Genomic DNA, 11,674 nt, shown 5'->3' with positions numbered 1-11,674 from the left:
GGTATTGCTTATAAAGCACTGCAGCACTCACAGTGCCCACCATGCCAAGGGCATGGTTTAGATGCGCAATGGCATCACCACATATTTAAAGTTTTCGGCATCTGGGATGGTGACTAAGACGGAAGAGCTACTGCTATTAGGTTTCACAGAAAATACAATCTCTTCACTGCGAGCGCTGGCTACCACGTCTAGTAAGTAATTCGCATTAAAGCCAACTTCCAGCTCTTGAGCGTCTGGATTATTGACTTCCATCTCGATCTTCGCTTCTTCTTGCTCTTGGTTTTGCGCAAAAATACGAAGTAAATTATCTTCAAATTTTAGTTTGATACCATGCATGCGATCATCGGCGACTAGAATTGATGCACGTTGCAAGCAGCGTTGCAATTGTTCTCGCTTAATGTGGATTTGCGTTTGATAATCTTGGGGAATGACACGACGGAAATCTGGGAAGCGGCCTTCAATGAGTTTAGAGAAAAACTCAATATTGCCAAATTCAAAACGTACATTACGTTCACCAACGCTGATTTTTACGGGCTCATCAGAGTCATCTAATAAACGCTGCATTTCGACCACTGTTTTGCTCGGAAGAATAATTTGTTTTTCTTCGGTGAGCTGTAAATCTTGGTCCAAACTAAGCGCCATATGTGCCAAACGATGACCGTCAGTCGCCACGGTACGCACCGTATTACCCGGTTCCATCACGACCAAAATACCATTGAGATAATAACGAATGTCTTGCTTAGCCATGGCAAAAGACACCATGCTAAACAAGCGTAACAGCTCTTTTTGGGGAAGGGTAAATTCTGTAATCCATTCTTTGGGTTTATCCATGCGCGGGAATTGCTCGGCATCGATAGTTAACAAAGAAAAACGAGAGCCAGTGCTCTTGACGATTAGGCGCTCGGCATCGCTACTGTGTTTTTGAGGCTCAAGCAATAGCTCCGTCTCTGCTGCTGAAGGCAAGGACTTAAGCACATCAAACATACGTTTAGCTTGAACAGTAAAGCTTGCATTGCTATCGGGACTACCCAAATCCACAAAGGTGGTGATTTCTACATCTAAGTCAGTGGCCAAAAACTCAACCCGTGAACCGACTTTATTAATAAGAATATTCATCAAAATCGGCATGGTACTGCGTTTTTCAACGATACCAATCACCGTTGAGAGTGGCTTAATGAGTGCCTCACTACTGGCTTGTAATAATTGCATAGTTTCCTTTACCCCTTTAAGGATTGTTCAAGAACATGAATTTGGTGGTTTAATTCTTCGTCCACCAAACGCTCCTTGCTGATTTTTTTGGCGGCATGAATAACAGTCGTGTGATTTTTGCCCCCAAATTGCTCGGCAATGGTCGGTAAACTCTTGCGAGTTAACTCCTTGCATAAATACATAGCAATTTGCCGAGGCATCACGATCTGTTTGTGTCTGCGGGTCGAGGTTAAATCAGAAACCCGCACCTTAAAATACTCCGCGACTGTTTTTTGGATACCATCAATGGTGATCAGACCCACATTGGAGCTGAGTAAGTCTTTAAGGGCCTCGCGACAAATTTCTACCTTCAGTTCCTTCTCATTGCGAAAGCCCGCGTATGCCACTACCTTGGTCAAGGCGCCCTCAAGCTCTCGCACATTACTGCGCACATTTTTAGCAATAAAGAACGCAGAGTCCTCTGGGAGCACAAAGCCCGGGCGATTCTTCATTTTCTTTTGCAGAATGGCGACGCGCATTTCTAACTCTGGCGGCTCTAACGCTACGGACAAGCCCATGGCAAAACGTGTGACCAGACGCGGCTCCATATCCTTGAGTTTATGCGGGAAGGTATCTGAGGTAATAACAATCTGCTTATTGTTTGACACCATAGTCTCAAACAAATAGAAGAACTGCTCTTGGGTTCGATCTTTTTTGGCAAGAAACTGGATATCATCAATTAACAATAAATCAATACCCAAATATTTTTTTTGCCATTCATCAATCTTATTGAGACTATAAGCACTCACCATATCACGCCAGTAGTCATTAGCGTGAATATAACGCACCTTAAGGTTTGGACGCGTGGCCACCACATAATTGCCAATCGCTTGCATAATGTGCGTCTTACCCAGGCCTGTACTGCCATAAATATAAAAAGGATTGTAACTATGACCACTAGCCGATTCGCTAGGATTATCGGCAATCCGTCTGGCAGCAGCCGCCACGAGTTCATTACCTTTACCGACGACGAGATTATCGAATGTTTGCGAGGTATTTAGAGAAGCCGCTTTGCCTTGTTTTTCGTGTAAATTCTTGAAAACGGCGTCCACCTCTTGAGCAAATTCTGTTTTGGGAGATGAGACCGCCGGCTCGCTCGTATCGCTCGTAACACGAGCTTGCGGTAAGGGTGAGTCGGCACTGGCAATCACATTGGCGACAAGACCTGACGCCGAAGCCGCAGGCGCCTTGGTCTTGGGGCGTGAAGCTGCCTGGCTAGAGGTCGCCTTAAGACCGTTGCTTTTGCGCTTAGGAAGAATGATTTCTACCTTGAGATTGTCTTGCTGGAACCATTGACGCGCTTGTTCTTGAATAGCGGGTTTGAATCTTTCTGCGACTTGACGCTTCATGGGATTTTCGGCCACTAATTGTAAGACCCCAGAGACCTCATCGAATTCGAGCGGGCGAAGGGGAGCGATCCAAATATCAATGGTGTCGGTTGAGAGATGCTGCGCTAAATTTTGTACGCAGGATTGCCAAAATTTATCCATAATGCCACTGTAAATATTAAGAAACAATTATACCTATTGCCATTGGACTTATCCACAGGCTACCTAGTTTTGCACAAGAATGTTTTTTATGAACAGGCGTGCTTTTTTTACCACTATTTACACAGTTTTCCCTGATTTTTGTTTATAAACGCTTGTATTTACTTGACTTTATAGGGTTTAATTGGTGTAATGATAGGCTTTACTTATTCTTTTAAAAGCTTCTTAACACTAGTGAAGAGCTAATAAGAACTAATAAAAGAATTAGATAGGAATTAAATAGAATTGGCTGAAAATTGACTAAAAAATTAGCTGATCTAGTGATATAGGCTCTAAAGTAGGCATTAAAATAGGCTATAAAACAGAGCTCTATTTTGACTTATTTTAGCTCTACATTAATTTTAGTGGATTTTATTTTGTTGATTTATTTTTGGCCAAGATCAACTATTGCATCATCGATGTTAATAGAGGTAAATGCTAATAGGGTAGAAGCCAATAGGGCCAGAGAGTTACAGAGTCAGAAATAGTCAGGGACTGATGACTAAAATAAAGTGGCTTTAAACAGCTTAGTCTTAATTTTGCCAAACCTATTGATTGTTAAATTCTGATTTTTAATCTCTAGATTTCTATATATTCTTTAGTATGCCTTAAGCTATTGGCTCAGGCGCTACATATGGATACGTAGTTACGGCAATACAGACCGCAATTTCGACCATAAGTGGCTCTTTTAATAAGCCCAGCTCTGCCTCAAAAGAATATTTATTTTTCACAAGTTTATTTGTAAAACATAGTGTTAGGTGCTTTTAGCCCTTTTACTGTGTTATTTTTTACCATTGCAAGTATAGTTAGGACATATTATGAAACGTACCTTCCAACCTTCAGTTACTCGTCGTAAACGCACTCATGGTTTTCGTGTCCGCATGAAAACTCGTGGTGGTCGTGCAGTGATCAATGCACGCCGTGCTAAAGGTCGCAAACGCTTAGCCGTCTAATTGCTGTTTGCAAGGGCACTAGGCATTTAAGACGACAACACACCGTTGATGAGTCTCAAGTGCGACTGTTGCATGTAGTGTGAACGATGCGAGTTTGCCGAAATCGGCTCGAATCAGACGCCCTACTGAGTTTTCAAAGGCCTTACAAAGCCAGCGAAAAACTCGGGGGGCGTTTTTCACTTTGATCTATCAAGCGCAACCTTTTTTGAGTACGGTTCATCTGCAAACGCAGCCCCTACCCAAATCTACTGCCTCGTCTACCGTTCAAATCACCTCAATAAGCCCGCGCATTGGGTTTATTATCGCCAAACGCTATACTCGCACTGCGGCCGCCCGTAACGCCCTTAAGCGTGTGGGTCGCGAAGCCTTTCGACACTACCAAGCAGATTTACCACCGGGTGATTATGTGCTACGACTGCACGCCCCCATTACCGCAATGCAAAACCAAGACGCTAAGCCGTCGCGACCAGCCCAAATAACTCGTCCCTCCTTACGTCAACTCAAACAACGCGCTCGTCAGGATATTGATGCACTATTTGCTAAAGCTTGTCGTTACTCATGAGCTACTCAGCTCCTTGATGCTGGCCAACGTTCAGAAGCGGCGAGGTTGATCTTGAAAACCGTACTCATCGCCTTGATCAGGTTTTATCAATATTTTTTGAGTCCTTGGGTGGGTAATGCTTGTCGCTTTCATCCTAGCTGCTCTAATTACACGCTCCAAGCCATTCAACTCCATGGTGCCATCAAAGGGACCTGGCTAGGAATCAAAAGGATTTGTCGCTGTCATCCATGGGCACAGGGAGGCTATGACCCCGTGCCCCAAAAAAAACAGCAAGACAAATCTTAAATTAGGCATACAAATATAGCGCTGGGTTAAACTTACGCTTTATTTGTAAAAATCCGTAATTGTTTACGAAAAGTCAGACTAATGAATATTAAACGTACCGTTCTTTGGATAGTTATTACCTTTTCGCTGTTTATGGTGTGGAATAATTGGCAACTCTATACCAATCCTCCCATTCAAGCGGACCAATCACAAGCACAGCAGGACCAAAATCAGGCGCATCCAGACGATGACAAAGACCACTCTGTTCCTGCTTCTGCTAAGTCTAACGACAGCTCACAGCAGCTAGCCGCCACAGATACTGCGCCGACTCAGGGTGCGGAATCCGAAAAAATTCTCGTCAAAAATAATGTGATGGAATTGACCTTTGATACCAAAGGTGCCCAAATTATTCACGCCGATATTATCGATATTCGTGATAATAAATCAGAGGCCAAACGCTTTACGCTTTTGGATAATGGTGAGCAAATCTATACAGTGCAAAGTGGTTTAATTGGTGCTAGCAAACAGCAAGGCCAATTCCCTAATCACACCACACCGTTTAAACTCGTCTCCCAACAAACTGAGCTTAACGGTGACGGTACGCTACCGGTGGTCTTTGAAGCCGAAGCAGGCGGTCTAAAGGTCACTCGGACTTATACCTTGCATCAAAATAATTACAAGGTGGATGTCAACGATAAGGTCGAAAACATCTCAGACCAAGCGCAAGATCCTTCGGTGTATTACCAAATCACACGTGACGATACTGAGCCTCCAGGCACTGTTAAGTTCTACAGCACCTTCCATGGCTTTGCTATGTATTCTGAGGCCAATAAATTCCAAAAAGTGGCGCTCTCTGATGTCGACAAAAACGACATGAATTACACCAAGCAAATCCATGACGGTTGGATTAGTTTTATTCAACACTTCTTTGTGACAGCTTGGCTACCTGAGCCAGGCCAAGAGCACGACGTCACGATCCGTAAACTCAAAGGCAACAAAAATCTCTATGCCATCAGTGCTGTGCACAATATGGGTGAGATCGAGCCCGGTAGTAGCCAAGAAGCTAACTCTACGCTTTGGGTCGGTCCCGAAGACCAAGGTCTTTTACACCAGGTCAATAAAACCCTACCCTTGGTGGTGGACTACGGTTGGATTACCATCATCGCTAAACCGATGTTTGCCGTCATGACCTGGCTTCATTCCTTTATTGGTAACTGGGGCTGGACGATTGTGGCTCTCACCGTACTTCTCAAACTCTTGCTTTTCCCATTGTCTGCCAAGGGTTATAAATCCATGGCCAAAATGAAAAACTTGCAACCTCGTATGCAAGCACTCAAAGAGAAATACGGTGATGATCGTCAAGCGCTTAACCAAGCCATGATGCAAATGTATCGTACCGAGAAGATCAACCCATTAGGGGGTTGCTTCCCAATGTTGATTCAAATCCCTATTTTCTTGACCTTGTATCGCGTTATTTTGGCCAGTGTCGAGTTACGCGGTGCCCCATGGATTGGTTGGATTCATGACCTCTCTGTCATGGACCCATATTACATCCTGCCTGTGATTATGGTTGGTACCATGTTCTTACAGTTCCAACTCAACCCTAAACCAGCCGATCCGACCCAGGCCAAAATCATGATGTTTATGCCCTTGGTCTTTGGCGTCATGATGTTTGCCTTCCCAGCAGGTTTAGTGTTGTACTGGATTGTAAATAACATCCTATCCATTATCCAACAGCAATTTATTACTCGACGCCTTAACCAAGCCTCGAATCAAGAAATTATCAAGCATAAATAAGCTTGATTAATCGCCAAGCCCTAGCATTTTGCTAGGGCTTTTTTGTTAACATTTTCTAACAAATTTACCTAAAAACCTTATAAAAAGTAGGTATTAAGACTTGATTTAACTAATAATAATTGCTATTTGCATTTATATTTTTTAAAATGGAGCTTAGCAATTATCTGATGATCTATAAGTTTTATTCAGATTTTTTTATGTCAACTCAGAGGTTATCTATGAAAACTTTCAAAAAAACCCTTTTAGCCCTTTCTCTTTTAGGTTTAGGTGCCACCGCCATGGCCGCCGAAACACCTATCGGTGAACCAGTCAAAAACGAAGATGCTGGCCTAGAAATCGCCGCTGTATACTTACAACCTATCGAGATGGAAATCGGTGACCAATGGGTCAAAAAAGGTCACAAAATGTTGAGCGCCAAAGAAGCTGACGTTCACGTTGAAGCCGACATCCACGCCTTAGCTAAAAACAAAAACGGTTTTGCTGAAGACGAATGGGTTCCTTACTTGACCGTTAACTACGAACTCAAGAAAAAAGACAGCGACTGGTCTAAAAAAGGTACTTTCATGGCCATGGTAGCTGATGACGGTCCTCACTACGGCGAAAACGTCAAACTTGACGGTCCTGGTAAATACAACCTCAAATATGAAATTCTTCCACCATCAGCTAACCAAGACATCGTCTTCGGTCGCCACACTGACAAAGAAACTGGTGTCGATGAATGGTTCAAACCAGTTGAAGTTTCTTGGGACTTTAACTATGCCGGTACAGGCAAAAAAGGCGGTTACTAATAAGCCTTTGGATTTTGTAGTGCTTGTCGCGTCTAGCGTACAAGACGTGTTCGAAATGCATGACTACAAAGCCTTTTTATAAATGCAATTGGGAAAGCCTGTACGGTTTTCCCAATTTTTTTGTTAGGTAACACACCATGAAAAGATTTTTGTTACTTTGCCTGACCGTCTTGTCAGGTTTATTAAGCGTTAATACAGCAAACGCTGAATCCAAAACCATTGATATTGATATGAAGGATGGTGTTATCACACCGCTAGAAATCAGGGTACCGGCCAACACGATGATTCGCCTCAATATTACCAATTCAGGTACTAAACCTGCCGAATTCGAAAGTACCGAACTCTACAAAGAAAAGGTTCTGGCTCCAGGTGTTAACCGCGTCATGGTCATCAAAAAATTATCTCCCGGCGAATACAAGTTTTTTGATGATTTCAGCCCCGGCTCAAAACATGCCACCATTATTGCCGAATAACTTTTTGTGAGACTGTGATTTATGGATTCTTCCGTTTTATTTATTGTTTGGCGCGAATCTATCGAAGCCTTACTTGTGATTGGTATTTTGTACAGTTGGCTCAATCGTCACCCTGATGGCGCAAGAGGCAAAAAATACCTAGGTTTAGGGGTTATCGGCGGTATTTTACTAGCCGTCATGCTGGCATTGAGCTTATATGGCACGAGTTACTTACTGAGTCCAGAGGCTAATGACATCTTTATTGCTGTTTTAACTATTTTTGCATCCATACTTATCGTACAAATGGTGCTTTGGATGAGTAAAAATAGTAAAATGCTAAAAAAGAACCTAGAAAATGACTTAAACAGGAGCTACGAAAAATCAAGTTGGTTAGGCGTGGCTATTATTGCAGCCATTGCTATCGCTCGAGAAGGTAGTGAGATTGTGATTTTCTTATCTGCAGAAATCGCAGCATTAACCTCTGATACCACACCGCAATTTATTCTTACCATTGCCGTCGGTATTGTCTTAGCTTTACTCTCATTTCTTTTATTACAAGTATTTAATCATTTTATTGCCTGGAAATTTTTCTTCAAAATCACCGCAATTTTATTGTTATTCCTAGGTTCTTCTTTGTTCCTCCAAGGGGTACTATCACTTGCTGATATTTCCCTCGAAAATGAATATTTAATCGAGCACGACATCATGTTGCCAGACTGGTTATTTACCCAAGTTTGGGACACCTCAGGCATCCTATCTGACGATAGTGCTATCGGTAGTTTACTGACGTCGTTCTTTGCTTATCGTTCTAAACCAACCTATTTGGTTTTAATCACCTTAGCTGTTTATTGGATTATTGTGCTGGCTTTATTTGCTCGCAGCAATCGTAATTCTGCCACTCCTAAAGTGACGCATAATCACACTGAACAAGCTCAGGTTTAATTTAACCGTGCGTGGTCACTATTATGCAAACAACTACTCGCCAACCTACATTTATAGACAAGTTCGATGCTGGCTTAATCCATATTGGTAATTTTATCAAACGGCATCAGCGTTTAATATTTTGGATTCAGATGGCAATTGTTTTACTTTATGCCACCTTAATCATTGTGCCTATTTTTGTACCGTTGCCAGGTAATAGTGACCACATTCTCACCCATATTACTGTCTTTGCACAGTTCGTCTTTTGGGGCATTTGGTGGCCATTTGTACTGCTCTCTATGGTCTTATTTGGTCGTATTTGGTGCGGCGTATTATGCCCAGAAGGTGCATTGAGCGAATGGGCTTCCCATTATAGTCTCAAAAAAGCCACACCTCGCTGGTTACGTTGGGGTGGTTGGCCGACCGTGGCCTTTGCAGGCACCACGATTTATGGCCAAATGGTCAGCGTCTATCAATATCCGCTGGCCGTCCTTCTTGTCTTAGGGGGGTCTACAGCGGCGGCAATTGTAGTAGGGTTTTTATTTGCCCGCAAAAAACGTATCTGGTGTCGCTATCTCTGTCCCGTCAATGGCGTCTTTCAATTACTCTCCAAACTAGCACCAATTCACTACAAGGTTGATCAACAAGCCTGGGAAGAAGGAAAACGTTTACACCCCGAAAAAAACATTGCCTTTAACTGTGCCCCCTTAGTACACGTGCGCAATATGCAAGGTAATACACACTGTCATATGTGTTCACGTTGTTCGGACTACCGCGGTGCGGTCGAATTGACACGTCGTCCTATCACCGAAGAAGTGGTACAAGTCGACAAAGAAAATAGCACTGGCTGGCAAAGCTTCTTATTGATTTTCGGTTTATTAGGATTAGCAATTGGCGCCTTCCACTGGACAGTCAGTCCCTACATGATTCAACTGAAAATCGCCTGTGCGAACTTCTTAATTGACCACAATATTATGTGGCCACTCGCCACCAATACGCCTTGGTTTATCTTTACCAACTACCCAGAACAAAATGACGTATTTAGCTGGTTAGATGGCTTCTTGGTGGTGTTTTATATTGTCGCTACCGGCATTATTATGGCGAGTATTATTTCTGCTTTATTAGCCATTTCCTGTCTTGCCATCAAACAAAACCGCAAGCGTTTCTTTATTCATTTTTCACAATCTTTAATTCCGATTGCTGGCGTAGGTGTGTTTTTGGGTCTTTCCGCCACCACAGTAAATATCTTACGCTATGATGGTTTTCATCTCTACTGGATTAATAATGCCCGTTTGGCATTACTCGTAGTCGCGACTTTATTCAGTTTTTACTTAGCCGCTAAAATCACAGCCTTTTGGCAACTCTCCAAAAAGCAAACGGCCTTTACACTCTTTATGTTTGCCTTAGTCCTAGCGGTCATTGATTGCGCTTGGGGCTTTATGTTCTGGTGGTGGTAAGCCACATCCTCATACTTAGGGCATAGCAATCAATGGCTATGCCCATTCACTGTACTTGAACCGGTATAATTTAACTTTATACAAGTCCTTCAAGTACAGTTTCTATGATTCCCTTTGACGATACACCCATCGCTGCCATCGCCACCGCGCCAGGTCGTGGTGGTATCGGTGTTGTACGCATTTCCGGCAAAGACTTAAGCGCCTTTATTGAGCATTATTTTGGCTCATCTCTAACGCCTCGATATGCGCATTTGCGTCCCTTTAGAGATCACAACGGCGATACCATTGATGAAGGCCTTGTGCTTTACTTTAAGGCGCCGCATTCCTATACCAAAGAGGATATTCTTGAACTACAAGGGCACGGCGGTCCAGCAGTTCTTAAACGGGTCTTACAAAGCTGCCTGACTATTAGCCAACAACATCACTTAAATATGCGTCTAGCGCTGCCTGGCGAGTTCACTCAACGGGCTTATTTAAATGGTCAACTCGACTTAGCTCAAGCCGAAGCCATTGCTGACCTAATTGATGCGGGCTCTGAATCCGCCGCAAAAAGTGCCATGAGTTCTCTCAAGGGCGACTTTTCAAAACAAATCAATCAGCTTTCTGAGCAAATCGTGCATTTGCGCATGCTGGTGGAAGCCACCTTAGATTTCCCTGAAGAAGAAATTGAATTTCTTGAAAAATATCAGGCCTCACAACGACTCCTAGAAATCCAACAACACTTACAAAAAGTGCTCACGATCTCTCGCCAAGGCTTGATTTTGCGAGAAGGGCTACATATTGTGTTAGCGGGCCAACCCAATGTGGGCAAATCTAGCTTACTAAACGCCTTAGCAGGCGATGACGTCGCGATTGTGACCCCGATAGCAGGCACCACGCGCGATCGCGTCGTAGAGCAAATACAACTCGAAGGCATTCCTTTACATATTATCGATACCGCTGGACTGCGCCAAACCGACGACGAAGTTGAACGCATAGGGATTGAACGCAGTTGGCAAGAAATCGCCAAAGCGGACGTTATTTTACATCTACAAGATCCGTGTCAGGATAGCCTAGTCGATGTCCAAGCTATCCGTGCCCGTATGCCTAAACATGTGCCCATTATTAATGTCATCAACAAAATAGACCTTCTCAGTCCAGAGCAATTGCAAAGCATGCAAGCCAAACCGACTACAAGCTCTGACACAGAGGTCGCTAGCTTATTTATCTCTGTTAAAGAGGGCACACATCTAGAACAACTCAAACAACGCTTATTACAGCTTGTGGGTTGGCATAATCAACAAGAAACGCCTTGGTTGGCCCGTGAGCGTCATATTAACGCGCTCATTCAAGCAAATGAACATCTAGAGATGGCTGCGCAACATGCCCAATTCAATGATCGTGTCTTGGATTTATTTGCCGAAGAACTCCGTTTAGCCCATGAAGCTCTGATGCAAATTACCGGTGAATTCAGTAGTGATGAACTATTAGGCGAGATTTTCTCGAGTTTTTGTATTGGTAAATAAATACGAGTCAGCCAATACGTATACATTCATGCACCACTTTATGAACAAGACTATAGCTTAAAAATTTCATATAACTACTTGAATTTATTCTAATTTTTATAGAAAATACACAATTTTTAGACAGTCTTTAAGAACTTATGCACAGCTATTTTTGCTGTGCATAAGTTGTGTATAAAGGGCCTTGGTGTAGAACGGGCATCA

General features: G+C 43.1%; 11 protein-coding genes. 9 read left to right on the top strand and 2 right to left on the bottom strand.

All coding sequences use genetic code 11. The features are described 5' to 3' along the window. Positions 1-57: 57 nt before the first annotated feature. Together dnaN and dnaA are read right to left on the bottom strand one after the other, a co-directional pair. Complete coding sequence (dnaN, locus tag Q335_RS0102510) at positions 58-1,209, bottom strand: DNA polymerase III subunit beta (RefSeq protein ID WP_028357283.1); 1,152 nt, start codon at positions 1,207-1,209, stop codon at positions 58-60. An 8-nt stretch (positions 1,210-1,217) separates the two neighbouring features. Further along, complete coding sequence (gene dnaA / locus Q335_RS0102505) at positions 1,218-2,738, bottom strand: chromosomal replication initiator protein DnaA (RefSeq protein ID WP_028357282.1); 1,521 nt, start codon at positions 2,736-2,738, stop codon at positions 1,218-1,220. A gap of 854 nt (positions 2,739-3,592) precedes the next feature. Between dnaA and rpmH the strand changes: the two genes are divergently transcribed. From rpmH to mnmE, 9 genes are all read left to right on the top strand, one after another. Continuing rightward, positions 3,593-3,727, top strand: a complete 135-nt coding sequence (gene rpmH / locus Q335_RS0102500) for a 50S ribosomal protein L34 (protein ID WP_023951589.1) — start codon at positions 3,593-3,595, stop codon at positions 3,725-3,727. Positions 3,728-3,806: 79 nt separating this feature from the next. Further along, positions 3,807-4,289 carry a ribonuclease P protein component gene (rnpA, locus tag Q335_RS0102495; protein WP_028357281.1) on the top strand — a complete coding sequence of 161 codons (483 nt, stop codon included), beginning with the start codon at positions 3,807-3,809 and terminating at the stop codon, positions 4,287-4,289. Positions 4,290-4,337: 48 nt separating this feature from the next. After that, complete coding sequence (yidD, locus tag Q335_RS0102490) at positions 4,338-4,574, top strand: membrane protein insertion efficiency factor YidD (protein ID WP_211248241.1); 237 nt, start codon at positions 4,338-4,340, stop codon at positions 4,572-4,574. A gap of 81 nt (positions 4,575-4,655) precedes the next feature. Next, positions 4,656-6,350 (top strand): membrane protein insertase YidC, encoded by a 1,695-nt coding sequence (yidC, locus tag Q335_RS0102485; RefSeq protein WP_028357279.1) that lies wholly within the window; start codon positions 4,656-4,658, stop codon positions 6,348-6,350. Between the two features lie 218 nt (positions 6,351-6,568). Next, positions 6,569-7,138 (top strand): iron transporter, encoded by a 570-nt coding sequence (locus tag Q335_RS0102480; RefSeq protein WP_028357278.1) that lies wholly within the window; start codon positions 6,569-6,571, stop codon positions 7,136-7,138. Positions 7,139-7,275: 137 nt separating this feature from the next. Continuing rightward, positions 7,276-7,611 (top strand): cupredoxin domain-containing protein, encoded by a 336-nt coding sequence (locus Q335_RS0102475; protein WP_028357277.1) that lies wholly within the window; start codon positions 7,276-7,278, stop codon positions 7,609-7,611. A 21-nt stretch (positions 7,612-7,632) separates the two neighbouring features. After that, the gene (locus Q335_RS09005; RefSeq protein WP_051532252.1) at positions 7,633-8,532 is read left to right on the top strand and encodes an FTR1 family iron permease; all 900 of its coding nucleotides are present in this window, start codon (positions 7,633-7,635) and stop codon (positions 8,530-8,532) included. A 23-nt stretch (positions 8,533-8,555) separates the two neighbouring features. Next, positions 8,556-9,968, top strand: coding sequence for a 4Fe-4S binding protein (locus Q335_RS0102465; protein ID WP_084493516.1), 1,413 nt, complete (start codon positions 8,556-8,558; stop codon positions 9,966-9,968). A gap of 104 nt (positions 9,969-10,072) precedes the next feature. Then, the gene (gene mnmE / locus Q335_RS0102460) at positions 10,073-11,473 is read left to right on the top strand and encodes a tRNA uridine-5-carboxymethylaminomethyl(34) synthesis GTPase MnmE (RefSeq protein ID WP_028357275.1); all 1,401 of its coding nucleotides are present in this window, start codon (positions 10,073-10,075) and stop codon (positions 11,471-11,473) included. Positions 11,474-11,674 lie beyond the last annotated feature (201 nt).

It is taken from the genome of Brackiella oedipodis DSM 13743 (genome assembly GCF_000621025.1).
GTDB lineage: Bacteria > Pseudomonadota > Gammaproteobacteria > Burkholderiales > Burkholderiaceae_B > Oligella > Oligella oedipodis.
This window is presented reverse-complemented; position numbering and strand designations above follow the sequence as displayed.

Coding starts and splice junctions, on each gene's coding strand:
- Q335_RS09005 (WP_051532252.1), top strand. CDS start 7,633: ATGGATTCTTCCGTTTTATTTATTGTTTGGCGCGAATCTATCGAAGCC.
- Q335_RS0102475 (WP_028357277.1), top strand. CDS start 7,276: ATGAAAAGATTTTTGTTACTTTGCCTGACCGTCTTGTCAGGTTTATTA.
- dnaA (WP_028357282.1), bottom strand. CDS start 2,738: ATGGATAAATTTTGGCAATCCTGCGTACAAAATTTAGCGCAGCATCTC.
- rpmH (WP_023951589.1), top strand. CDS start 3,593: ATGAAACGTACCTTCCAACCTTCAGTTACTCGTCGTAAACGCACTCAT.
- yidC (WP_028357279.1), top strand. CDS start 4,656: ATGAATATTAAACGTACCGTTCTTTGGATAGTTATTACCTTTTCGCTG.
- mnmE (WP_028357275.1), top strand. CDS start 10,073: ATGATTCCCTTTGACGATACACCCATCGCTGCCATCGCCACCGCGCCA.
- Q335_RS0102480 (WP_028357278.1), top strand. CDS start 6,569: ATGAAAACTTTCAAAAAAACCCTTTTAGCCCTTTCTCTTTTAGGTTTA.
- dnaN (WP_028357283.1), bottom strand. CDS start 1,209: ATGCAATTATTACAAGCCAGTAGTGAGGCACTCATTAAGCCACTCTCA.
- Q335_RS0102465 (WP_084493516.1), top strand. CDS start 8,556: ATGCAAACAACTACTCGCCAACCTACATTTATAGACAAGTTCGATGCT.